Origin of the sequence: Geodermatophilus poikilotrophus (assembly GCF_900111455.1) — a bacterium.
Taxonomy (GTDB): Bacteria; Actinomycetota; Actinomycetes; order Mycobacteriales; family Geodermatophilaceae; genus Geodermatophilus; species Geodermatophilus poikilotrophus.
Window position 1 is genome coordinate 173,887 of sequence record NZ_FOIE01000006.1, and the last position, 22,148, is coordinate 196,034.

Here is a 22,148-nt window from a genome sequence, read left to right on the forward strand (position 1 = left end):
CGGCGCCGCCTGATCCATGCGCGAGTACGCCGTCGTCCTGCTCACCGCCGGGCTGGTCACCTACCTGGCGACCCCGGTGGTGCGGCTGGCGGCGGTCCGACTGCGGATGATGGCCGCGCCGCGCGAACGCGACGTGCACGTCATCCCCACCCCGCGCGGGGGCGGCGTCGCGATGTACCTGGGGGTCGCCGCGGCGGTGCTGGTCGCCACCCGGCTGCCCGCGCTGCAGCGCACCTTCGACGACTCCCAGACCGCCGCCGTCCTGGCCGCCGGCGGGCTGATCTGCGCGCTGGGCGTCCTCGACGACAAGTGGGGCCTGGACGCGCTGACCAAGCTCACCGGCCAGATCGCCGCCGCCGGCGTGATGGTGCTGCTCGGCGTCCAGCTGGCGTTCGTCTTCCTGCCGGTGGCCGACATCGGCACGCTTTCGCTCGGACCCGACATCGGCGTCCCGCTGACCCTGCTGCTCACCGTGCTCACGGTCAACGCGCTGAACTTCATCGACGGGCTCGACGGTCTGGCCGCGGGCGTCTCCGCGATCGCCGCGCTGGCGTTCTTCGCCTACAGCTACCACCTCGGGGTCGAGGGCTACGACGACATCGCGAGCGCCCCGGCCCTGATCACCGCGGTGCTGGCCGGCGCCTGCCTGGGGTTCCTGCCGCACAACTTCAGCCCGGCCCGCATCTTCATGGGCGACTCCGGCTCGATGCTGGTCGGCCTGATGCTGTCCGCGGCCGCGGTCTCGGCCACCGGGCAGGCCGATCCGCAGACGTTCGACTCCGCGGCCACCCTGCTCCCGCTGGCCCTGCCGCTGCTGGTCCCGATCGCCGTCCTGTCGATCCCGTTCATCGACCTGGTGATGGCGGTCATCCGCCGCAGCCTCCGCGGCCGCTCACCGTTCTCGCCGGACAAGATGCACCTGCACCACCGGCTGCTGGCGATCGGCCACTCGCACCGGCGTGCGGTGCTCGTCATGTACTTCTGGGCGGCGCTGCTCTCCTTCGGGGCAGTGATGCTGTCGATCACCGGCGGCAAGGTGGAGCTGCTCGTCGGCATCGCGGTGCTGCTCGTCCTCGGCGTCGTGGTCGTCCTCAGCCCGCGCGCCCGGCGAGCCGCCCGTGAAGCCCGGGCCGCCGAGCTCGAGGCCCAGCGGCAGCGCAGCCGGGCCGACCACCCCACGGCGCGGGCGCTGCGCGCCCCCGCCCCCTCCGTCCCCGGTCGGCCGGCCGACCCGGCCGGCAAGCCGTCGCCCCAGGGAGTCCGATGACCGTCACCGGGACCGAGCAGCAGGTCCCGTGGGACCTGTCCTTCCTCCGCGTGGGGACGGCGGTGACCGCGGCGCTCACCGCCGTGGCCGCGCCGGTCGCCGGGCTGCTCGCGGGGTGGGACGCCGCCGTCGCGGTGCTGCTCGGCGCCGCGGTCGTCACGTTCTTCTTCGCCCTGTCCGGTCTGGTCATCGCCTGGGCGGGCAAGCACGGTGACGCCTTCACGCTGCCGGCCGCCCTCGGCTCGTTCTTCGTCAAGATCCTGGTGCTCGCCGCGGTGCTCCAGTCGCTCCCGGCCGACGGCTGGGTGGACCGCCGCACGCTGGCGTGGACGGTGGTCGCCGGAGCGCTGCTGTGGAGCGTCGTCCAGCAGCGCTGGGTCTGGACCCGGCGGCTGTACTACGTGACCCCACCCGCCCCGCCCCGTGCGCGGACCCCGGCACCGCCCTCGACCGGGGGAACCCCGCCGCCGCCGGAGAGCCCCGCGACACGCGGCTGATAGTGTCCCGGCCGATGGCCGAGGACAGCTCCGCGCGCGGGGGTTCTCGACCTCGACCTGCACCGCCCGCCGCGCGTCAGCCCAGTGGGGCCGACATCGGCTGGGGGATCACCGGGACCATGCTCTCGGGGATCATCGTGTGGGGCGGGGTCGGGCTGTTGCTCGACCGCTGGTGGGGCACTCGCTTCGTCGCCCTCATCGGCGTGCTCCTCGGCCTGACGGTGGCCATCTACCTGGTGGTCGTCAAGTACGGCGCCCTGCCCCCGGCCGAGGGGCCCGGGCGCACCGGCTCCACCCGGGGCGGGCGCCGCAGCCCGACCAGGACGCAGAAGGGACAACGGTGACCTCCAGCGCCCACGCGCTCATCGACGTGCTCGCCGCCGAGGGCGGTGGGGACAGCGGTTTCCAGTCTCCCACCATCGCGGAGTTCTACCCGCCCGCTGTCGCCGAGTTCTCGGTCCTGGGCATCGACTTCGAGATCACCCGGATCACGATCATCATGTGGATCGCCACCGCCGCGATCCTCACGCTGCTGGTGCTGGCCGCCCGCAAGGCGTCGGTCGTGCCGAACAAGCTGCAGTACCTGGGGGAGAGCGGCTACTCCCTCGTGCGCGACGGCATGGCCCGCGACGTGATCGGCCCCAAGGGGCTGCCGTTCGCGCCGTTCCTGGCCTCGCTGTTCTTCTTCATCCTCGCGAACAACTTCATGAGCATCTTCCCGTTCGCGCAGATCTCCCCGAACTCGCGGTTCGCGATCCCGCTGCTGCTCGCGGTCATCGTCTGGGTGCTCTACAACTACATCGGCATCAAGGAGCAGGGCGCCGCCCGCTACTTCAAGGACGCCGCCATCCCGCCCGGCGTCCCGGCCGCCGCGCTGATCCTGGTCACGCCGATCGAGCTGCTGCAGGTCTTCGTCATCCGGCCGTTCACCCTGGCCGTCCGGCTCTTCGCGAACATGTTCGCCGGCCACATGCTGCTGGTGGTGTTCTCGCTCGGCGCCGTCTACCTGCTGAACGTCGGCAACTTCTCGGTGGTCTTCGCGCCGCTGTCGTTCCTGATGGCGCTGATCATGACCTTCTTCGAGCTGCTGGTCATCTTCCTGCAGGCCTACGTCTTCGTCGTGCTCACGGCCACCTACCTCAACGGCGCCGTCGAGCCCGCTCACTGACCGCACCACCCCGTACCACCCCCAGCCAGCCGCCCGGGGACCCCCCGGGCGACCGACACAGGAGGAACCACCCCGCATGGACCCCCGCATGGACGTCCTGGCAGAGCTCGTCGGCAGCATCGGCTCGGTCGGCTACGGCCTCGCCGCCATCGGCCCGGGCATCGGCGTCGGCATCGTCTGGGCCGCCTACATCCAGGCGACCGCCCGTCAGCCCGAGTCGGCCGGCCTGACCCGGACCTACGCCTTCCTCGGCGCCGCGCTCTCCGAGGCGCTGGCGCTCATCGGCCTGGTCGTCCCCTTCATCTTCGGGCCCGGCAACGCCGGCTGATCGGTGCCTCGAGCAGCTTCCTCTGACGTAGGGACGTGGAGAGCATGAACACCCTGGCTGCGGAGTCGGCGAACCCGCTCCTCCCGCCGGTCGGCGAGATCATCGTCGGGACGATCACCTTCGCGATCGCCTTCTTCGTCCTGGGCAAGTTCGTCTGGCCGCGCTTCGAGCAGGTCTTCCGGGCCCGCCGCGAGGCGATCGAGGGCGGCATCGAGCGGGCCGAGACCATGCAGGCCGAGGCCAAGGCCGCTCTCGAGCGGTACCAGGCGCAGCTGGCCGAGGCGCGCACCGAGGCCGCGCAGATCCGCGACCAGGCCCGCGCCGAGGGGCAGCAGATCCTCGAGGAGCTGCGGGCGCAGGCCCAGCAGGAGTCCGCGCGGATCGTCGCCCGCGGCGAGGAGCAGCTGGCCACCTCGCGCCAGCAGGTCGTCAACGAGCTGCGCGGCCAGATCGGGCAGCTCGCGGTCGAGCTGGCCGGCCGGGTGGTCGGCGAGTCCCTCGAGGACCAGGCGCGCCGCAGCGGCACGGTCGACCGCTTCCTCGACCAGCTCGACGGCATGGCCGCCGGCGCGGGCGCCGGCGCCTCGCCGGACGGCCGGGGCGGCGCCACCGGTAGCTCTGTGTACGTGCAGGGCGACCGCTGATGGACGCCTCCAGCCGCGAGGCGCTCCGCGGAGTGCGGGAGCGCCTGACCGAGCTCACCCGGCCGGCCTCCGGCCTGCTGGAGCGGGCGCGGGACCGGCTGACCGGCCAGGAGCGGGCCGCGACCGACGAGGAGCTCGTGGCCCTGGCCGACGAGCTGTTCGCCGTCGGCCACCTCCTGGACGGGCAGGTCACGCTGCGCCGGGCGCTGTCGGACCCCTCGGCTTCACCGGCCGACCGGGCCGGCGTCGCGCGGCGACTGCTCTCCGGCCGGGTCTCGGGGGCCACGCTCGACCTGGTCGAGACCGCGGCCCGGCAGCGCTGGTCACGGCCGCTGGACCTGGTGGAGGCGACCGAGACCCTGGCCACGGACGCCGCGCTCGACGCCGCCGAGACCCGCGGCGAGCTCGACGGCGTCGAGGACGAGCTGTTCCGCTTCGGGCGTATCGTCGCGGGAGATGCGGAACTGTCCCGGATCCTCAGCGACCGCAGCGCTCCGGCCGCCGGCAAGGCGGAGCTGCTGGAGCGGCTGCTCTCCGGCCGGGTCAGCCCGATCACCGCGATGCTGCTGCGCAACCACCTCACCGGGCGGTCCGTCGGCAACGCGGAGAACGCCGTCGAGCGGCTCTCCGAGGCGGCCTCGACCCGCCGCGGGCAGTCGGTGGCGCGCGTGACGACCGCCGTGCCGCTGAGCGATGCGCAGGAGCGCCGGCTCGCCGAGCTCCTGGGGCGGCTCTACAACCGGCCGATCGGCCTGCAGGTGGTCGTCGACCCCGACGTGCTCGGTGGCTTGGTCATCCGCGTGGGTGACGAGGTCATCGACGGCAGCATCGCCCACCGCCTCGAGGCCGCCGGCCGACGGCTCGTCGGCTGACCGCGACCCGGCCCCCCACCCAGACACCACCCTGCAGGGAAGAGGACACCACGCCATGGCCGAGCTGACGATCTCCGCTGACGAGATCCGCAGTGCCATCCAGAACTACGTCACCGAGTACTCGCCCGACGTGTCGCGGGAAGAGGTCGGGATCGTCACCGAGGCCGGCGACGGCATCGCCCGCGTCGAGGGCCTGCCCTCGGTCATGACCAACGAGCTGCTCGAGTTCGAGAGCGGCGTCCGCGGCCTGGCGCTGAACCTCGACGTCCGCGAGGTCGGCGTCGTCGTCCTGGGCGACTACTCCGGCATCGAGGAGGGCCAGCAGGTCCGCCGGACCGGCGAGGTCCTCTCCGTGCCGGTCGGCGACGGCTACCTCGGCCGCGTGGTCGACCCGCTGGGCAACCCGATCGACGGTGCCGGCCCGATCACCACCACCGCCCGTCGCGCGCTCGAGCTGCAGGCCCCCACCGTGGTCCAGCGGCAGTCGGTGCACGAGCCGATGCAGACCGGCATCAAGGCGATCGACGCCATGACGCCGATCGGCCGTGGCCAGCGCCAGCTGGTCATCGGTGACCGGCAGACCGGCAAGACCGCGATCGTCACCGACACGATCATCAACCAGAAGCAGGCCTGGGCCACCGGGGACCCGAGCCAGCAGGTGCGCTGCATCTACGTCGCCGTCGGCCAGAAGGGCTCGACGATCGCGGCCATCCGCGCCTCCCTCGAGGAGGCCGGCGCGATGGAGTACACGACGATCGTCGCCGCCCCCGCCTCGGAGGCCGCGGGCTTCAAGTACATCGCCCCCTACACCGGCTCGGCCATCGGCCAGCACTGGATGTACGAGGGCAAGCACGTCCTGATCGTCTTCGACGACCTGTCCAAGCAGGCCGAGGCCTACCGCGCGGTCTCCCTGCTGCTGCGCCGTCCGCCGGGCCGCGAGGCCTACCCCGGCGACGTCTTCTACCTCCACTCCCGCCTGCTGGAGCGCTGCGCGAAGCTCTCCGACGACCTGGGTGCCGGCTCGATGACCGGCCTGCCGCTGGTCGAGACCAAGGGCAACGACGTGTCGGCGTACATCCCGACCAACGTCATCTCGATCACCGATGGGCAGATCTTCCTCGAGACCGGTCTGTTCAACTCCGGTGTCCGCCCGGCGATCAACGTGGGCATCTCGGTGTCCCGCGTCGGCGGCTCGGCGCAGATCAAGGCGATGAAGTCCGTCGCCGGCCGGCTGCGGCTGGACCTCGCCCAGTACCGCGAGCTGGAGGCCTTCGCCTCGTTCTCCTCCGACCTCGACGCCTCCAGCCGGGCCACGCTCGAGCGCGGTCAGCGGCTGGTCGAGCTGCTCAAGCAGGGCCAGTACCAGCCCTACCCGGTGGAGCGCGAGGTCGTCTCCATCTGGCTGGGCACCACAGGCAAGCTGGACAAGGTGCCGGTTCCCGAGGTCCGCCGCTTCGAGCGCGAGTTCCTGGACTTCGTCGCCCGCAGCCACGGCGGCGTCTACGACGGGATCCGGCAGAGCCGCGCGCTCGGCGACGACGCGGTCTCCGGCCTGGAGCGGGCGGTCGAGGAGTTCTACGGCCAGTTCCAGACCGCCGAGGGCGAGAGGCTGCGGGTCCACGAGGACGAGGCCGAGGCGATGGACGCGTCCGAGCGCGGCCAGGAGCGCGTCCAGGTCAAGCGGAGCGCCTGACCGTGGCCAGCAACCTCCGCGCGCTGCGGCGCCGCATCCGCTCCACGAAGTCGACGAAGAAGATCTTCTCGGCCCAGGAGCTGATCGCCGGTGCCCGCATCGTGCGCGCCCAGGCCCGGGTGGAGGCCTCCAAGCCCTATGCCCGGGAGATCACCCGGGTGCTGTCGGCCCTGGCGTCGTCGGCGTCGCTGGACCACCCGCTGCTGACCGAGCGGCAGGACGCGCGTCGGGCGGCAGTGCTCGTCATCACCTCCGACCGCGGCTTCGCCGGCTCGTACAACGTCAACGTGCTGCGCCGCACCGAGGAGCTGCTCTCGCTGCTCCGCCAGGAGGGCAAGGAGCCGGTCCTCTACGTGGTGGGCCGCAAGGGGGAGACCTACTACTCCTTCCGGAACCGCGCGGTGGCCGAGACCTTCACCGGGTTCTCCGAGCAGCCGGGCTACGCCGACGCCCAGCGCGTGGGGGAGCAGCTGATCGCGGCCTTCACCGCCGGTGAGGACGACGACGAGACCGGTGCCGGCGCCGACGGGATCCTCGGGGTGGACGAGCTGCACATCGTCTACACCGAGTTCCGGTCGCTGCTCGCGCAGATCCCCGTCGCCAAGCGGATGGCTCCGCTGGAGGTCGAGGAGGTCGAGGAGTTCGACTACGAGCGTGAGGACCGGGACAGCGGCGTGACCGCCGGCACCGGTGACTCCGGGGTGCCCACGTCGTACGAGTTCGAGCCCTCGCCCGACGCGCTGCTCGACGCCCTGCTGCCCAAGTACGTGACGACGCGGATCTTCGCGGCGATGCTGGAGTCGGCGGCGTCGGAGTCGGCGTCCCGGCGGCGGGCGATGAAGTCGGCCTCGGACAACGCCGAGGAGCTGGCGAAGAACCTCTCCCGGCAGGCGAACCAGGCCCGCCAGGCGGAGATCACCCAGGAGATCAGCGAGATCGTCGGCGGTGCCGACGCGCTCGTGTCGGCCGGCGCCGACGACTGACCCCACCCCCGACCGCTGCCGCGGCGGGGACACCGAAGACGCGGATCCACCGAGCCCGAGGGCAGGAGAGCAGTACAGATGACCGTCACCGAGGACCGTCCGACCACCCAGACGACCGGCCGCGTCGTCCGGGTCACCGGGCCGGTCGTCGACGTCGAGTTCCCGCGCGACGCGATGCCCGACCTGTTCAACGCCCTGGAGGTGGAGGTCACCCTCGCCGACCTGGGCAAGACGCTGACCCTCGAGGTGGCCCAGCACCTGGGGGACAACGTGGTCCGCACCATCTCGATGCAGCCGACCGACGGTCTGGTCCGGGGTGCCGACGTCCGGGACACCGGCTCGGCGATCTCCGTGCCCGTCGGTGACGTCACCACCGGGCACGTCTGGAACGCCCTCGGCCAGTGCCTGGACACCCCCGGCTACGGCCTGGACGCCCCTCGCTGGACGATCCACCGGCACGCGCCGCGGTTCGACCAGCTCGAGGGCCGCACCGAGATGCTGGAGACCGGCATCAAGGTCATCGACCTGCTCACGCCCTACGTGGCCGGCGGGAAGATCGGCCTGTTCGGTGGTGCCGGCGTGGGCAAGACGGTGCTCATCCAGGAGATGATCCGCCGCGTCGCGCAGGAGTTCGGTGGCGTCTCGGTGTTCGCCGGCGTCGGCGAGCGCACCCGTGAGGGCAACGACCTCATCACCGAGATGACCGAGTCCGGTGTCATCGAGTCGACCGCGCTGGTCTTCGGCCAGATGGACGAGCCGCCGGGCACCCGGCTGCGGGTCGCGCTGTCGGCGCTGACCATGGCGGAGTACTTCCGCGACGAGCAGAACCAGGACGTGCTGCTCTTCATCGACAACATCTTCCGGTTCACGCAGGCCGGGTCCGAGGTCTCCACGCTGCTGGGCCGCATGCCCTCCGCCGTGGGCTACCAGCCGACCCTCGCCGACGAGATGGGCGAGCTGCAGGAGCGGATCACCTCGACGCGGGGTCACTCGATCACCTCGCTGCAGGCGATCTACGTGCCCGCCGACGACATCACCGACCCGGCGCCGCACACCACCTTCGCGCACCTCGACGCGACGACGGTGCTCAGCCGGCCGATCTCGGAGAAGGGCATCTACCCGGCCGTGGACCCGCTGGACTCCACCAGCCGGATCCTCGACCCGCAGTACGTCGGGCAGGAGCACTACGCCATCGCCCAGACGGTGAAGCAGGTGCTGCAGCGCTACCAGGAGCTGCAGGACATCATCGCCATCCTCGGCATCGACGAGCTCTCCGAGGAGGACAAGGTCACGGTCAACCGGGCCCGGCGCGTCGAGCGCTTCCTCTCGCAGAACATGTTCGTCGCCGAGGCCTTCACCGGTCAGCCGGGCTCGTTCGTCCCGGTCTCGGAGACGCTGCAGGCGTTCAAGGCGATCACCGACGGTGAGTACGACAACGTGCCCGAGCAGGCGTTCTTCATGTGCGGTGGCCTCGAGGACCTCGAGCGCAACGCCGACAAGCTGAAGCGGGCCTGAAGGAGGACCCTCCTGCCCCCGCCACTCGTAGGAGGACCCCGTCCTCCCCGCCCCTTGCGAGCTCGGGGCGGGGCCCGGGACGGGGCCGGTGGGGCCGATCGCGCCGCCGAGAACGGCCGGGTCCCGAACGGGACCCGGCCGTTCCGTGTGTTCCGGCCCGGTGCGGGTAGCACTCGGCCGGCGACACCGGCCGGCTGGTGTGGTGCGGGTCGCCTCAAGGGCGAGCCACGCCGTGCCGATCTCGTGCGGGGACGCCCGGAGCGGCTGGGCGACGAGCGGGAGAGACGACGTGGACGGCTTCACCGGGAGCAGGGCGGACGGCGGCGACTGGAGCTGGCCTCCGTCCGCTGCGGTGCCCTACGTCGGCGGCCGGCAGTTCCACACCGAGAGCTGGGCGCCGGCCTCGACGGTCCGCCGTCCGTGGGTGCGCGTCGGGCGCTGGACCCTGCTGTACCGCCGCTGCGCCTGAGGCAGGCCCCCCGCCCAGGGGCCAGGGCGGGGCTGCCGGGACCCTGACGGGGGACCTCGGCGGGGGCCGGGCGGGTGCGCCACTAGAGTGGAGGCGACCGTCGCCGTGTCCAGCCGGGACCCGGCGAGCCGAACCGCCGGTCGGTGGACCCCCGAGGAGTGTCGTGGCGACCCTGCATGTCGAGTTGGTGGCCGTCGAGCGGATGATCTGGTCCGGCGAGGCCAACATGGTCGTCGCGCGCACCACGGAGGGCGAGCTCGGTGTGCTGCCGGGGCACGCCCCGCTGCTGGGCCAGCTCGCCGAGGGCGGCATCGTGACCGTCCGAACGGTCGAGGGCGAGGACATGGTCGTCGCGGCCCACGGGGGCTTCCTCTCGGTCACCGACCGCGGTGTCTCGATCCTCGCCGAGACCGCCGAGATCTCCTCGGAGATCGACGTCGAGCGGGCCCGCGAGGCCCTGCGCCGCGCCGAGGAGGCGGGGGACGACCCCGACGCCCTGGCCGCCGCCCGGCGCGCCCAGTCACGACTGCGCGCCGCGGGTCAGGACGCCTGAGCCCCTGACGACGTCCCGCCTGACCCCCGGCGCCCCGGATGACGACCGAACTGCTCGTCCTGGCCGTCGCGGTGGTCCTCGTCGGACTGGTCGTCGCCTTCCTGCTGCGCCGCCACTTCCTGCTCTCCGGGCTCGGCGCGGTCACCATGTGGTTGCGCCCGACGGGTTCGCCCCGCTGGTCGGTGGGGGTCGCCTGGTACGGCGGTGACTCGCTGCTCTGGTACCGGGCGCTGTCGCTGTCGGTGCGCCCGCAGCAGCGGCTCTGCCGCGCGGAGTTCCGCGTGCAGGGACGGCGCCGTGCGGGTGCCGGGGACGTCGCTCTGCCCGAGGACGTCGTCGTCCTCTCGTGCAGCACCGCGGCCGGCCCCCGGGAGCTGGCCATGGACACCTCGACGGTGACCGGCTTCCTGTCCTGGGTCGAGTCCGCGCCGCCGGTGCGGTGAAGGACCCCCGCCAGGGCGCCGCTCGGAGCGTGCGAGGGAGGGGGTCCTGCTACTCGCGGGCCGCGCGCTGTGCGTGGACCCCGCTGTGCGCGCCGGGCTCCCACAGCACGTCACCGTCCGGGTTCGCGACGCGGGCGAGGATGAACAGCAGGTCCGACAGCCGGTTCAGGTAGCGGGCGGTCTCGGCGTTGCTGCGCTCGCCGTCGGCCTCCAGCAGCGCCCACACGCTGCGCTCGGCCCGTCGGGTGACGACCCGGGCCTGGTGCAGCAGCGCGGCCAGCGGGGTGCCGCCCGGCAGGATGAAGCTGGTCAGCTTCGGCAGCGCCTCGTTGTAGCGGTCGCAGGCCGCCTCCAGCCGCTCGGTGTAGGCGGCGGTCACCCGCAGCGGCGGGTACTGCGGGTCGGGGGTGACCGGGGTGGAGAGGTCGGCCCCGACGTCGAACAGGTCGTTCTGCACGCTGCGCAGCAGCTCGATGAGCTCGGAGGACGGCGACCCGAGAGCCAGGGCGACGCCGAGGACGCTGTTGGCCTCGTCGACGTCGGCGTAGGCCACCAGGCGCGGATCGGTCTTGGCCACCCGGCTCATGTCCCCGAGGTGCGTCTGACCGGCGTCGCCGGTCTTCGTGTAGATGCGGGTCAGCCGGACGGTCATGGCCGCGAGCCTAGAAGAAGGACCCCGCTGCCCCCCACCGTGGGAGGACCCCGTCCTCCTCATCCCTCGCACGCTCGGGACGAGCCGCTGGACCGGGCCGGCGGTGGGGCCCTGCAGCGGGGCCACCGTAGGGTGGGCCGGTGGAGTGCTTCGAGGTCACCGGCGGCACGGCCCTGACCGGGAGGGTGCGGGTCACCGGCGCCAAGAACAGCGCGCTGAAGCTCATGGCGGCCGCGCTGCTGGCCGCCGGGCGGACCACCATCGACGAGGTACCGGACATCCTCGACGTGGCCATCATGAGCGAGGTGCTGCGCCGGCTCGGGTGCGAGGTGAGCTACGAGCGGCACCCGCACGGCGGTGGCGGCCGGCTGGTCGTCGACGTCCCCGACGAGCCCGCCACGGAGACCGACTACGACCTGGTCCGCCGGATGCGGGCCTCGATCAGCGTGCTGGGCCCGCTCGTCGCCCGCTGCGGCTCGGCCAAGGTGGCGCTGCCCGGCGGTGACGCGATCGGCTCGCGCGGTCTGGACATGCACATCTCAGGCCTGGAGCGGCTCGGCGCCACCATCCACAGCGAGCACGGCTTCCTGGTCGCCTCGGCTCCGCGGCTGACCGGCACCAGCATCTGGCTGGACTTCCCCTCGGTGGGTGCCACCGAGAACCTGGTCATGGCCGCGGTGCTGGCCGAGGGGGCCACGGTCATCGACAACGCCGCGCGCGAGCCGGAGATCGTCGACCTCTGCGCGATGCTCGCCGCGATGGGAGCCCAGATCGAGGGCGCCGGCACCTCGACGATCACCGTCGAGGGGGTGCCGGCCCTCAAGGCGGTCACCTACACGACGGTGCCCGACCGGATCGTCGCCGGCACCTGGGCGATCGGCGCGGTCATGACGCGCGGGGACGTCGTCATCGAGCGGGCCGTCGCCGACCACCTCACCGTCGCACTCGCCAAGCTCAGCGACGCCGGGGCGCACGTCGAGCCGCTACCCGACGGGCTGCGGGTGGCGATGGACGGCCGCCCGCGCTGCGTGGACGTCGTCACGCTGCCCTACCCGGGGTTCCCGACCGACCTGCAGCCGATGGCGGTGGCGCTGGCGGCGGTCTCCACGGGGACGGCGCTGATCACCGAGAACGTGTTCGAGGGCCGCTTCATGTTCGTCAACGAGCTGGTCCGGCTCGGTGCCTCGGTGCGCACCGACGGGCACCACGCCGTCGTCCGGGGCCGGGAGCGGCTCTCCAGCGCGCCGGTGGTGGCCACCGACATCCGCGCCGGCGCCGGCCTGGTCCTGGCCGGTCTGGTCTCCGACGGCGTCACCGAGGTGCAGGACGTGCACCACGTCGACCGCGGCTACCCCGACTTCGTCGACCAGCTGCGCGGCCTGGGCGCGCACATCGAGCGGGTCGAGCGGCCCGGCTGAGCCCGAGCACGACCACCCGGGTGTACCGCACACTCGGGCAGGTGCACGACGAGGACGGGACGCGTCGCACCGAGCCTGCCGCCGAGCTCGACCGGCTGCTGCTGGGCGGCCGCCGGCGGTACACCCGGGCGCAGGTGGCCGCGCTGTCCGGCATGCCGCCGGACGGCTTCCGGCGGCTGTGGCACGCGCTGGGGTTCCGCGAGGCCGCCGAGGACGACGCGGCGTTCACCGACGGCGACGTCGCCGCGCTGCACGCGCTGGCGGACCTCGTCGAGGCCGGGTTCGTCGTCCCGGGCACCGAGGCCTCGTTCGCCCGTGCGCTGGCGCAGCCGTTGGCGCGGCTGGCCGACTGGCAGAACGCTCTGCTGACCGGCGCGCTCGCCCGCGACCGCGACGGAGGACCCGCCCGGCCGGGCAGCACGCCCGGCGACGTGCCGCCGGCGGTCGACGCGCTGCTGTCGCTGCTGCGCGAGGTGCAGGACCACGTGTGGCGCCGCCACCTGGCCGCAGCGGTCGAGCGGGCGCCGGCCGCACCGGCCGGTGGCGAGGAGCGCGAGCTGGCCGTCGGCTTCGCCGACCTCGTCGGCTACACGACCCGCACCCGCGGCATGAGCGGCGCGGAGCTGGCCGTCATGGTGGAGGACTTCGAGGCGACCGCTGCCGAGGTGGTCGCGCGCGGCGGCGGGCGGGTGGTGAAGACCGTCGGCGACGGGGTGCTCTTCACCGCCGCGGACCCGGCCGCCGCGGCGGAGATCGGGCTGTCGCTGCCCGAGCGGTGGGGGGCCGTGGACCGGCCGCCGCTGCGGGTCGGCCTGGCGCACGGCCGGGTGCTCACCCGGCTCGGGGACGTCTACTCGTCAGTGGTGAACCTGGCCAGCCGGCTGACCACGGTGGCCCGCGCCGGGAGCGTCCTCGTCGACCGGGAGCTGGCCGCCCGGCTCCGGCAGCACCCCGGCTACCGGATCGAGCCGCTCCACCGCCGCTCGGTCCGCGGCTTCGACGACCTGCAGCCGTGGCTGGTCAGCCGCTGCAGCGAGGCCGAGGAACCGCCGGACCCGGCCGCGCCGCCCGATCGCCCGCTCTGAACCCCGATCGGGCCTCGTGCAGGGTGGCCGAGCGGAGCGAGGTCCGGGGGCACGAGGGCCCCGTCAGCCGGCGGGGAACGACGAGGCCAGCACGCGGGCGCGATCGACGTCCTCGGGGAAGACCAGCACCTCCGCGCGGTGGGCGCCGGTGGCGCGCACCGTGGAGCGGATCCCCGCGTCGGAGAGCACCGCGCGCAGCGCCAGGGCCGACTCCCGCCCGGACAGCGTGGCGACGCGGGTGAGCAGACCGTCGTCCGCCGGGGGACGACGGCGCGGCTCACCGCGGAACGCCCACCGCAGGAACAGCGCCAGCCCGGCGATCACGGCGAACGCGATCACCGGTCCCGCCAGGTAGTGCGTACCGGCCACGGGTGTCATCCGGCCTCCTCTCGGCGCCTGCGAGTGTGCCACCGGGGGACACCCGGAGGGGGCCTCGCTACTGGTCAGTAACACCCCTACACTCCGCTGGCATGCCGTTCCCTTCGTCCTCGGAGGAGCGCGACCGCCCCTGGGTCATGCGCACCTACGCCGGCCACTCGTCGCCGGCCGAGTCCAACGCGCTGTACCGGCGGAACCTCGGCAAGGGGCAGACGGGTCTGTCGGTCGCCTTCGACCTGCCCACGCAGACCGGCTACGACCCCGACGACGAGCTGTCCGTCGGTGAGGTCGGCAAGGTCGGCGTGCCGGTGACCCACATCGGCGACGTGCGCACGCTCTTCGACGGCATCCCGCTCGACGGGATGAACACGTCGATGACGATCAACGCCACCGCGATGTGGCTGCTGGCGCTCTACCAGGCGGTCGCCGAGGAGCAGGGGCACGACGTCGGCGAGCTGGCCGGGACGACGCAGAACGACATCATCAAGGAGTACCTGTCGCGGGGGACCTACGTCTTCCCACCCGGGCCCTCGATGCGGCTGATCACCGACATGGTCGCCTACACGGTCTCGGCGATGCCCCGGTGGAACCCGGTCAACATCTGCAGCTACCACCTGCAGGAGGCCGGGGCGACGCCGGTGCAGGAGATCGCCTACGCGATGAGCACCGCGATCGCCGTCCTGGACTCGGTGCGCGACTCCGGCCAGGTGCCGCCGGAACGCTTCGGCGAGGTGGTCGCGCGCATCTCCTTCTTCGTCAACGCGGGCGTCCGCTTCGTCGAGGAGATGTGCAAGATGCGCGCGTTCACGCAGCTGTGGGACGAGCTGACCCTCGAGCGCTACGGCGTCGAGCGTCCCGAGCACCGCCGGTTCCGCTACGGCGTCCAGGTCAACTCGCTGGGCCTGACCGAGGCGCAGCCGGAGAACAACGTCCAGCGGATCGTGCTGGAGATGCTCGCGGTCACCCTCTCCAGGGACGCCCGCGCCCGCGCCGTGCAGCTGCCGGCGTGGAACGAGGCGCTGGGCCTGCCCCGGCCGTGGGACCAGCAGTGGTCGCTGCGCCTGCAGCAGGTGCTGGCCTACGAGACCGACCTGCTGGAGTACGACGACCTGTTCACCGGATCGGTCGTGGTGGAGCGGAAGGTCGCCGAGCTGGTCGAGGGCGCCCGCGGGGAGATGGCCCGGGTGCAGGAGATGGGCGGCGCGGTCGCCGCCGTCGAGTCCGGCTACATGAAGGGCCAGCTGGTCGCCTCGCTCGCCGAACGGCGCCGCCGGATGGAGAACGGGGACGACGTCGTCGTCGGCGTGAACCGGTTCGAGGGCACCGAGCCCAACCCCCTGCTGGCCGACCTCGACGCGGCGATCCAGGTCGTCGACCCGGCCGTGGAGGCCGCGGCGTGCGAGTCGGTGCGGGCGTGGCGTGCCGAGCGCGACCCGGAGCCGGTGCAGAAGGCGCTCGAGCGGCTGCGCGCGGTCGCCGCCACCGAGGAGAACCTGATGGACGCCACCCTCGACTGCGCCCGCGCCGGCGTGACGACGGGGGAGTGGGCCGGCGTGCTGCGCGAGGTGTTCGGCGAGTACCGGGCGCCCACCGGGGTCGCCGCGGCCGCCGGGGGCGGTGCGGCCGACCGGACGCTGGCCGACGTCCGGGAGCGGGTCCGCGCCACCGGCGAGGAGCTCGGCGGGCGGCTGCGCTTCCTGGTCGGCAAGCCCGGCCTCGACGGACACTCCAACGGCGCCGAGCAGATCGCCGTCCGCGCGCGCGACGCCGGCTTCGAGGTGGTCTACCAGGGCATCCGGCTGACCCCGGCGCAGATCGTGAGCGCCGCGGTCGAGGAGGACGTGCACGTCGTCGGCCTGTCGGTGCTCTCCGGCTCGCACCTGCAGGTGGTCCCGGCCGTGCTGCGCGGGATGCGGGAGGCCGGCCTGGACGACGTCCCCGTGGTCGTCGGCGGGATCGTGCCCGACGGGGACGCCCGCCTGCTGCGCGAGCAGGGCGTGGCCCGGGTCTTCACGCCCAAGGACTTCGGGCTGACCGACATCATGGGCCAGATCGTCGACGTGGTCCGCGAGGCCAACGGCCTCTGAGAGGACCCCGTCCAGAGGCTCACCGCTCGCAGGCTCGCGGTGAGCCTCTGGACGGGGCCGGTCAGGTCAGAGCTGGACGACGACGCCCTCGATGGCGCTGCGGCGGGCGGCGTCGAGCACCGTGGCGGTGGCGACGGCGTCCTGCGGGTCGACCGGCACCGGCCCCTCTGCTCGGACGGCGGCGGCGAAGGCGGGGTAGAAGGTGTCCCAGCGGCCGCGCTCGGTGGGCACCACGACACCCTCGACACCGCGCCGCAGCCGCCCCCAGCGCTCCTCGGGCTCGGCGCCCCACCGCTCGCCCAGCGTGGCCGGCGTCTGCCCGGCCAGCAGCGCGGCCTCCTGCCCGTCCATCGGCCCGCCGACGACGTAGGCGCCCTCCGTGCCGCTCACCCGGAAGCGGTCACCGGGAGCGCCCTGGCTCCAGCTGCCCCACAGGTGCGAGTGGGCGCCGCCGGCGTGGGTGAGCGCGACGAAGACGTCGTCGTCCAGGCCCGTCTCCCGCAGCCGCCACTCGGCGTAGACGCTCGTCACCGGGCCGAGCAGCACGAGGGCCTGGTCGACCAGGTGGCTGCCGAAGTCCAGCAGGGTGCCGCCGCCCGCGGCCGGCGGGCCGGGCTCGGCCTGGAACCGCTCGAAGCGCGACTCGAACCGGGTCACCGTGCCGAGCCGGCCGGCGTCGACCAGTGCCCGGACGGTGCGGAAGTCGGAGTCCCAGCGGCGGTTCTGGTACGGCGCCAGCGCCAGCCGGCGGGCCGCGGCCAGCCGCACCGTCCCCTCCGCGGCCGGGGCGTCCAGCGCGAAGGGCTTGTCGCAGACCACGGCGAGGTCCAGACCCAGTGCCTGCTCGGTCAGCGGGGTGTGCGTGTCCGCCGGCGTGGAGATCGCCACCGCCTCGGCGCCGGCGTCGGCCAGCTCCTCGAGCGAGCCGAACGTGCGCAGGCCGGGGTGCTCGGCGGTCACCTGCGCCCGGCGCTCGGCCGACGTCGTCACCACGCCGAGGAGGTCGACCTCCGGCGCAGCAGCCAGCAGGGGGGCGTGGAAGTACCGGCCGCCGAAGCCGTACCCGACCAGTCCGAAGCGCACGGGGTCCATGCCGCGATCATGCCCGGCCCGGGTCACCGCAGGCGGGGGCCGAAGCGGACGTCGACGCCCGGGGAGAACAGCACGCTGTCGGGTGCGCCGCGGACGGTGGGCAGGCCGCCCGCCGCCAGCAGGTCCTCCTCGCACGTGACGAGCTCGGCGGCGTGCAGCGGCCAGGCAGGGTGCTCGTTGGGCCAATAGGCCAGGCGGCCGGACGCCGTCTGGTGCAGCCCCCAGCGGCCGGTGAGGAAACCGGCCAGGGGACCGGGGTCCGGCAGCCGGGCACCGACCCGGACGACGATCCGCCCGCCCGTGCCGCGCGCACCGGGCCAGCGCCGGCGGGAGGTGTAGGTGACGAGGTCGCCGTCGCGGCGCACCCGCATCCGCGCCCAGCAGTAGGGCAGGCCGGCCACCCAGCGAGCGGCGAGCACGGGCAGCAGCCGGTCGGCGTCGAGCGACCGGAACACCACGCCGCGCCGTCCCCGGTCGTCGACCGAGTACAGCCGGACGTTGGTCTCGGCGAAGGACCCGGCCCACGGCAGGCCGGGCGCGCCGAGCACGCCGATCCGGCGCATCCGGAAGGGGATCAGCCCGACGTACGTGGCGCCGTCCAGCAGGTCGGGACGGGTGCCCGCCGGGAGCAGCGGGGCGACGAGTGCCGGGTCCACCGCCCAGTGCAGGAAGGTGACGTCGCGCCAGCCCTGCGTGAACACGGTGCGCCCGGCCGGCCGGGGTGCGGTGCCGGTGACCGGCTCGGGTTCCACGCCCCGAGACTGCCAGCCCGTTGCCCCCACCCGCCTCCCCGTGGTGTGGTCGCTGCATGACTGCTGAGGGCGCACCCCGGGTCGAACGCGACGGCGACGTCGTCACCCTCACGATGTGCCGGCCGGCGAAGCGCAACGCCCTGTCCCGCGACCACCTGACCCAGCTGCTGGCCGCCGTCACGGCCGTGGGGGAGAGCGACGCGGCCGGCCTGGTGATCGCCGCGGAGGGGCCGGTCTTCAGCGCCGGCCACGACTTCGCCGACGTCGCCGGCCGGCCGGTCCCCGAGGTGCGCAGCCTGCTGCAGTTGTGCACCGAGCTGATGCAGGCCCTGCACGACGTCCCGCAGGTGGTGCTGGCCCGCGTGCACGCCCTGGCCACCGCGGCCGGCTGCCAGCTGGTGGCCTCCTGCGACCTGGCCGTCGCCGCCGAGTCGGCCGGCTTCGCCGCCCCGGGTGGCAAGGGCGGCTGGTTCTGCCACACGCCGATGGTGGCCATCGCCCGCGACGTCGGCCGCAAGCGCGCGATGGAGCTCGCGCTGACCGGTGACGTCATCGACGCGGCGACCGCGCTGGACTGGGGGCTGGTCAACCGGGTGGTGCCCGACGCCGAGCTGGACGACGCCGTCGCCGACCTCATGGCCCGGGCGACCCGCGGGTCCCGGGCGAGCAAGGCGTGGGGCAAGCAGACGATGCACGCCCAGCTGGGCCGGCCCGAGCGGGACGCCTACACGACCGCGGTCGAGGTGATGGCCGCCGCGAGCCAGCTCCCCGGGGCGGTCGAGGGCATGTCGGCGTTCCTGGAGAAGCGGCGCCCGGTCTGGGCCGACTAGGGCCCCGTCCTGCCCACCCTCCACGAGCTCACGGCGGGGCCCGGCACGGGGCCGACGTGGCTGCAGGGGGTCGCACGGTGAGAGTGGACACACGGGGGATGGGAGCGACGCCGGCTGCGCCTTGTCCTCTGACGTGCGCGACAGATGGGACCTCACCCGGCGGCGTGCGCTCGACTTCGGACGGATGACGGCCGACTCCTGAGCGCCCGCGCGCCCCGTCGTCCCCTCCCGCACCAGTCCCCGGAAGGCACTCCCGTGCTCGCTCGTCTCCGCCGCGTCCCGTTCGCGGCGCAGGTCCTCCTCGCCCTCGTGCTGGGCGTCGCCCTCGGGCTCGTCGCCCGCGACCTGGGTCCCGTCGCCGACGGCACGCCCAACTGGCTGACCAGCACCCTCCAGACCGTCGGCAGCACCTTCGTCACGCTGCTGAAGGTCCTCGTCCCGCCGCTGGTCGTCACTGCGGTGATCGTCAGCATCGCCAACCTCCGGCAGGTCTCGAACGCCGCCCGGCTGGCCGGGCAGACGCTGCTGTGGTTCGCGATCACCGCCCTCGTCGCGGTCTCCCTCGGCATCGGCCTGGGCCTGCTCACCCAGCCGGGCCGCAACAGCTCCGTGGACGCGGCCGCCCAGGCCCCGCCGGAGACCACCGGTTCCTGGTGGGACTTCCTCACCGGTCTGGTGCCCGCCAACATCCTCGGTCTGCAGTCCTCGGCCGAGGGTGGGCTGTCCTTCAACGTGCTCCAGCTGATCGTGCTGGCCGTGGCGATCGGCGTGGCCGCGCTCAAGGTCGGCGAGCCGGCCGAGCCGTTCCTGGCGCTGACCCGCTCGGCGCTGGCGATCGTCCAGAAGCTGCTGTGGTGGGTCATCCTGCTGGCCCCGATCGGCACCGTCGGCCTGATCGGCAACGCGGTGGCCAGCTACGGCTGGGAGTCCCTCGGCTCGCTCGGCGTCTTCGCCGGCTCCGTGTACGCCGGCCTCGCGCTCGTGCTGTTCGTCGTCTACCCGGTGCTGCTGCGGCTGCACGGCCTCTCGCCGCTGCGGTACTTCGCCGGCGCCTGGCCGGCCATCCAGCTGGCCTTCGTCTCCCGCTCCTCGATCGGCACGCTGCCGGTGACCGAGCGGGTGACCGAGCAGAACCTCGGCGTCCCGCGGTCCTACGCCTCGTTCGCCGTGCCGCTCGGCGCGACGACGAAGATGGACGGCTGCGCGGCGATCTACCCGGCCCTGGCCGCGATCTTCGTGGCCCAGTTCTTCGGCGTGGACCTGTCGCTCACCGACTACCTGCTGATCGCGCTCGTCTCGGTCGTCGGCTCGGCGGCCACGGCCGGGGTCACCGGCGCGGTGGTCATGCTGACGCTGACCCTCTCCACGCTGGGCCTGCCGCTGGCCGGCGTCGGCCTGCTGCTGGCGATCGACCCGATCCTGGACATGGGGCGGACCGCGGTGAACGTCGCCGGCCAGGCGCTGGTCCCGACGATCGTCGCCAAGCGCGAGGGCATCCTCGACGTTGACCGCTACCGGTCGAACTCGACGGTGGACCCGGTGGCCCGGGTCGAGGTGGACGACGACCTGCGCCAGCCCGCGGTCGCCTGAAGGAGGACCCCGTCCTCCCCACCCTTCGCCGGCTCGGGGTGGGACCCGGGACGGGGCCGCCCGGCCACCGGCAGGCCCGGCCCTCCCGTCCGGAGGAGCCGGGCCTGCGTCGTCTCAGCCGCCGGCGAGGTCGGCGCAGCCGGCCTCGTGCGGGAGCAGCGGGCGCAGCGTCAGCGACCACCGGCTGCCGTCGCCGGCGACCCACGGCGTCAGCGTGGTGGCCGACGCCGCGGCGGTGAGCACGGCCTCGGCCTCGGCGCCGCGGGCGACGACGCAGGACAGGCCCAGCCCGCCCGGCAGCGGCTCGCCGGGCAGCGCCGGGCCGGGCCAGGACGCCTCCGGCTGCACCAGCGCGGGGTCGGCGGGCGGCGTCCACGGTGCGACGACCGCGGCCACCGCCTCGGCCTCGTAGAGCCCGGAGCCGGTGGTGCCCAGCGGCTCCGGCGACGTCAGCACCTCCAGCAGGCCGAGCAGCTCCCCGCGCGCCGCCTGCTGCTCCGGAGTGAGCCCGCTGTCCTCGGGCAGTTCGAACAGCGCCTCGACCTCGCGCACCGCCGTCCCCTCGTCGGTGACGAGGGTGAACCGGGTCGCCGGGGCGTCCGCGACCGGTGGGGTGCCCAGGTCGGCGGTGTCGGTCACGCCGGCCGCGACGGCGCGGTCGACGACCGTCTGCACGCCGTCGGCGTCCAGCCGCCACACCTGCAGGGACGGCAACGCCGGCGGCGGGTAGACCTCGATCTGCGCTCCGGGGGCCACGACCCGACCGTCGCCGTACACGGCGACCAGCGGCACCCGGGCGGCCAGCGCCTCCGGCGTGGTGAAGCCGCGGACGTGCTCGACCGCCAGCACCAGCCGGCCCGGCCCGTCGGCGACGGGCGTCGGCCGGGGAGCTGCGGCGTTGCCGCCACCGCCGCCACCGCTGCCGGCGCAGCCGGTCACCAGCGCGAGCAGGGCCAGGACGGCGGGCAGCGCGGCGCGTCTCACCGGGCCAGGATGCCGTGCTGCGGCGGGCCCCCCGTCGCCCCGGGCCGTTCGTTGCCGGTTCGGTACCGTCGGTCCCCGTGCGTCTGGTCATCGCCCGCTGCTCGGTCGACTACGTGGGGCGGTTGACCGCCCACCTGCCCATGGCGCCGCGGCTGCTGCTGGTCAAGGCCGACGGGTCGGTGTCGGTGCACGCCGACGACCGCGCCTACAAACCGCTGAACTGGATGACCCCGCCGTGCTCGTTCAGGGACGAGCTGGTCGACGGCGCGGGCACCTGGACGGTCACCAACAAGGCCGGCGAGCAGCTGATCATCACCATCGAGTCCGTCGAGCACGACAGCTCCCACGAGCTCGGGGTCGACCCGGGCCTGCAGAAGGACGGCGTGGAGGCCGAGCTGCAGCGGCTGCTCGCGCTGCACGTCGAGACCTTCGGGGCCGGCTGGTCGCTGGTCCGCCGCGAGTACCCGACCGCGATCGGCCCGGTGGACCTGCTCTGCCGCGACGCCGACGGCAGCACCGTGGCCGTCGAGGTCAAGCGCCGCGGTGAGATCGACGGCGTGGAGCAGCTGACCCGCTACCTCGAGCTGCTCAACCGCGACCCGCTGCTGGCGCCGGTGCGCGGGGTCTTCGCCGCCCAGGAGATCAAGCCCCAGGCGCGGGTGCTCGCGGGCGACCGCGGCATCGAGTGCCTGACCGTCGACTACGCCGTCCTCAAGGGCACCGACGACCCCTCGCAGCGGCTGTTCTGAGAGGGGACCCTCTGCCCCCACCGAACAAGGACCCCGTCCTCCTCACCCCTTGCAGGCTCGGGGGTGAGCCTCGGGACGGGGCCGGCGGCGGGCCCCTGC

Annotated in this window: 24 protein-coding genes; 19 read left to right on the top strand and 5 right to left on the bottom strand. The window is 73.7% G+C overall.

Annotated features, from left to right (window positions below):
- Window positions 1–16 precede the first annotated feature (16 nt).
- From BMW27_RS14950 to BMW27_RS15010, 13 genes are all read left to right on the top strand, one after another.
- Window positions 17–1,267: a glycosyltransferase family 4 protein gene (locus tag BMW27_RS14950; RefSeq protein ID WP_091445435.1), complete on the top strand. Its 1,251-nt coding sequence runs from the start codon at window positions 17–19 to the stop codon at window positions 1,265–1,267.
- Window positions 1,264–1,764, top strand: coding sequence for a Cg1360 family ATP-synthase-associated protein (locus tag BMW27_RS14955; protein ID WP_091445437.1), 501 nt, complete (start codon window positions 1,264–1,266; stop codon window positions 1,762–1,764). The genes BMW27_RS14950 and BMW27_RS14955 overlap by 4 nt, the downstream gene beginning before the upstream one ends.
- 119 nt (window positions 1,765–1,883) lie before the next feature.
- Window positions 1,884–2,108: an AtpZ/AtpI family protein gene (locus BMW27_RS14960; protein WP_245743606.1), complete on the top strand. Its 225-nt coding sequence runs from the start codon at window positions 1,884–1,886 to the stop codon at window positions 2,106–2,108.
- On the top strand, window positions 2,105–2,932 hold the full coding sequence (atpB, locus tag BMW27_RS14965; protein WP_091445439.1) for a F0F1 ATP synthase subunit A: 828 nt from the start codon (window positions 2,105–2,107) through the stop codon (window positions 2,930–2,932). Before BMW27_RS14960 ends, atpB begins: the two co-directional genes overlap by 4 nt.
- A 76-nt stretch (window positions 2,933–3,008) precedes the next feature.
- Complete coding sequence (atpE, locus tag BMW27_RS14970) at window positions 3,009–3,260, top strand: ATP synthase F0 subunit C (protein WP_425431681.1); 252 nt, start codon at window positions 3,009–3,011, stop codon at window positions 3,258–3,260.
- Window positions 3,261–3,304: 44 nt separating this feature from the next.
- Complete coding sequence (locus tag BMW27_RS14975; RefSeq protein WP_091445441.1) at window positions 3,305–3,904, top strand: F0F1 ATP synthase subunit B; 600 nt, start codon at window positions 3,305–3,307, stop codon at window positions 3,902–3,904.
- Window positions 3,904–4,776: a F0F1 ATP synthase subunit delta gene (locus BMW27_RS14980; RefSeq protein WP_091445443.1), complete on the top strand. Its 873-nt coding sequence runs from the start codon at window positions 3,904–3,906 to the stop codon at window positions 4,774–4,776. Before BMW27_RS14975 ends, BMW27_RS14980 begins: the two co-directional genes overlap by 1 nt.
- A gap of 55 nt (window positions 4,777–4,831) precedes the next feature.
- Window positions 4,832–6,469: a F0F1 ATP synthase subunit alpha gene (gene atpA, locus BMW27_RS14985; protein ID WP_091445445.1), complete on the top strand. Its 1,638-nt coding sequence runs from the start codon at window positions 4,832–4,834 to the stop codon at window positions 6,467–6,469.
- 2 nt (window positions 6,470–6,471) lie between these two features.
- On the top strand, window positions 6,472–7,452 hold the full coding sequence (locus tag BMW27_RS14990) for a F0F1 ATP synthase subunit gamma (protein WP_012950125.1): 981 nt from the start codon (window positions 6,472–6,474) through the stop codon (window positions 7,450–7,452).
- A gap of 78 nt (window positions 7,453–7,530) precedes the next feature.
- On the top strand, window positions 7,531–8,967 hold the full coding sequence (gene atpD, locus BMW27_RS14995; RefSeq protein ID WP_091445447.1) for a F0F1 ATP synthase subunit beta: 1,437 nt from the start codon (window positions 7,531–7,533) through the stop codon (window positions 8,965–8,967).
- A 289-nt stretch (window positions 8,968–9,256) separates the two neighbouring features.
- On the top strand, window positions 9,257–9,436 hold the full coding sequence (locus tag BMW27_RS15000; RefSeq protein WP_091445449.1) for a hypothetical protein: 180 nt from the start codon (window positions 9,257–9,259) through the stop codon (window positions 9,434–9,436).
- A gap of 163 nt (window positions 9,437–9,599) precedes the next feature.
- Window positions 9,600–9,989: a F0F1 ATP synthase subunit epsilon gene (locus BMW27_RS15005; protein WP_091445451.1), complete on the top strand. Its 390-nt coding sequence runs from the start codon at window positions 9,600–9,602 to the stop codon at window positions 9,987–9,989.
- A 38-nt stretch (window positions 9,990–10,027) separates the two neighbouring features.
- Entirely contained in the window at window positions 10,028–10,432 is a 405-nt protein-coding gene (locus tag BMW27_RS15010) for a DUF2550 domain-containing protein (RefSeq protein WP_091445453.1), read from the top strand.
- 49 nt (window positions 10,433–10,481) lie between these two features.
- Here the strand turns inward: BMW27_RS15010 and BMW27_RS15015 are convergent, their stop codons facing one another.
- Window positions 10,482–11,084 carry a cob(I)yrinic acid a,c-diamide adenosyltransferase gene (locus BMW27_RS15015; RefSeq protein ID WP_091445456.1) on the bottom strand — a complete coding sequence of 201 codons (603 nt, stop codon included), beginning with the start codon at window positions 11,082–11,084 and terminating at the stop codon, window positions 10,482–10,484.
- Window positions 11,085–11,224: 140 nt separating this feature from the next.
- On the opposite strand from BMW27_RS15015, the gene murA reads away from it, so the two are divergent.
- Window positions 11,225–12,502 carry a UDP-N-acetylglucosamine 1-carboxyvinyltransferase gene (gene murA / locus BMW27_RS15020; RefSeq protein WP_091445457.1) on the top strand — a complete coding sequence of 426 codons (1,278 nt, stop codon included), beginning with the start codon at window positions 11,225–11,227 and terminating at the stop codon, window positions 12,500–12,502.
- Between the two features lie 20 nt (window positions 12,503–12,522).
- A complete protein-coding gene (locus tag BMW27_RS15025) occupies window positions 12,523–13,587 on the top strand; it encodes an adenylate/guanylate cyclase domain-containing protein (protein ID WP_091445459.1) in 1,065 nt (354 codons plus the stop codon).
- A 63-nt stretch (window positions 13,588–13,650) separates the two neighbouring features.
- On the opposite strand, the gene BMW27_RS15030 is transcribed toward BMW27_RS15025, so the two are convergent.
- Window positions 13,651–13,965, bottom strand: coding sequence for a hypothetical protein (locus tag BMW27_RS15030; protein ID WP_091445461.1), 315 nt, complete (start codon window positions 13,963–13,965; stop codon window positions 13,651–13,653).
- 92 nt (window positions 13,966–14,057) lie between these two features.
- On the opposite strand from BMW27_RS15030, the gene BMW27_RS15035 reads away from it, so the two are divergent.
- On the top strand, window positions 14,058–16,052 hold the full coding sequence (locus tag BMW27_RS15035) for a protein meaA (RefSeq protein ID WP_091445463.1): 1,995 nt from the start codon (window positions 14,058–14,060) through the stop codon (window positions 16,050–16,052).
- A gap of 66 nt (window positions 16,053–16,118) precedes the next feature.
- Here the strand turns inward: BMW27_RS15035 and BMW27_RS15040 are convergent, their stop codons facing one another.
- Entirely contained in the window at window positions 16,119–17,144 is a 1,026-nt protein-coding gene (locus tag BMW27_RS15040; protein ID WP_091445465.1) for a Gfo/Idh/MocA family protein, read from the bottom strand.
- Window positions 17,145–17,167: 23 nt separating this feature from the next.
- A complete protein-coding gene (locus BMW27_RS15045) occupies window positions 17,168–17,896 on the bottom strand; it encodes a YqjF family protein (protein WP_091445467.1) in 729 nt (242 codons plus the stop codon).
- Window positions 17,897–17,952: 56 nt separating this feature from the next.
- On the opposite strand from BMW27_RS15045, the gene BMW27_RS15050 reads away from it, so the two are divergent.
- Together BMW27_RS15050 and BMW27_RS15055 are read left to right on the top strand one after the other, a co-directional pair.
- Window positions 17,953–18,726: an enoyl-CoA hydratase-related protein gene (locus BMW27_RS15050; protein WP_091445469.1), complete on the top strand. Its 774-nt coding sequence runs from the start codon at window positions 17,953–17,955 to the stop codon at window positions 18,724–18,726.
- 255 nt (window positions 18,727–18,981) lie between these two features.
- Window positions 18,982–20,316 carry a dicarboxylate/amino acid:cation symporter gene (locus BMW27_RS15055; RefSeq protein WP_091445471.1) on the top strand — a complete coding sequence of 445 codons (1,335 nt, stop codon included), beginning with the start codon at window positions 18,982–18,984 and terminating at the stop codon, window positions 20,314–20,316.
- 114 nt (window positions 20,317–20,430) lie between these two features.
- Here the strand turns inward: BMW27_RS15055 and BMW27_RS15060 are convergent, their stop codons facing one another.
- Window positions 20,431–21,300 (bottom strand): hypothetical protein, encoded by an 870-nt coding sequence (locus BMW27_RS15060; protein ID WP_091445474.1) that lies wholly within the window; start codon window positions 21,298–21,300, stop codon window positions 20,431–20,433.
- A gap of 77 nt (window positions 21,301–21,377) precedes the next feature.
- Between BMW27_RS15060 and nucS the strand changes: the two genes are divergently transcribed.
- Complete coding sequence (nucS, locus tag BMW27_RS15065) at window positions 21,378–22,049, top strand: endonuclease NucS (RefSeq protein ID WP_091445475.1); 672 nt, start codon at window positions 21,378–21,380, stop codon at window positions 22,047–22,049.
- Window positions 22,050–22,148 lie beyond the last annotated feature (99 nt).

Bases quoted from the DNA above. Each gene is read 5' to 3' on its own strand.
- BMW27_RS15010 (WP_091445453.1), top strand. From the start codon at position 10,028: ATGACGACCGAACTGCTCGTCCTGGCCGTCGCGGTGGTCCTCGTCGGA.
- atpD (WP_091445447.1), top strand. From the start codon at position 7,531: ATGACCGTCACCGAGGACCGTCCGACCACCCAGACGACCGGCCGCGTC.
- BMW27_RS14980 (WP_091445443.1), top strand. From the start codon at position 3,904: ATGGACGCCTCCAGCCGCGAGGCGCTCCGCGGAGTGCGGGAGCGCCTG.
- BMW27_RS15030 (WP_091445461.1), bottom strand. From the start codon at position 13,965: ATGACACCCGTGGCCGGTACGCACTACCTGGCGGGACCGGTGATCGCG.
- BMW27_RS14950 (WP_091445435.1), top strand. From the start codon at position 17: ATGCGCGAGTACGCCGTCGTCCTGCTCACCGCCGGGCTGGTCACCTAC.
- atpE (WP_425431681.1), top strand. From the start codon at position 3,009: ATGGACCCCCGCATGGACGTCCTGGCAGAGCTCGTCGGCAGCATCGGC.
- BMW27_RS15050 (WP_091445469.1), top strand. From the start codon at position 17,953: ATGACTGCTGAGGGCGCACCCCGGGTCGAACGCGACGGCGACGTCGTC.
- BMW27_RS14955 (WP_091445437.1), top strand. From the start codon at position 1,264: ATGACCGTCACCGGGACCGAGCAGCAGGTCCCGTGGGACCTGTCCTTC.
- BMW27_RS15040 (WP_091445465.1), bottom strand. From the start codon at position 17,144: ATGGACCCCGTGCGCTTCGGACTGGTCGGGTACGGCTTCGGCGGCCGG.
- BMW27_RS15015 (WP_091445456.1), bottom strand. From the start codon at position 11,084: ATGACCGTCCGGCTGACCCGCATCTACACGAAGACCGGCGACGCCGGT.
- BMW27_RS14975 (WP_091445441.1), top strand. From the start codon at position 3,305: ATGAACACCCTGGCTGCGGAGTCGGCGAACCCGCTCCTCCCGCCGGTC.
- BMW27_RS15035 (WP_091445463.1), top strand. From the start codon at position 14,058: ATGCCGTTCCCTTCGTCCTCGGAGGAGCGCGACCGCCCCTGGGTCATG.
- atpA (WP_091445445.1), top strand. From the start codon at position 4,832: ATGGCCGAGCTGACGATCTCCGCTGACGAGATCCGCAGTGCCATCCAG.
- BMW27_RS14960 (WP_245743606.1), top strand. From the start codon at position 1,884: ATGCTCTCGGGGATCATCGTGTGGGGCGGGGTCGGGCTGTTGCTCGAC.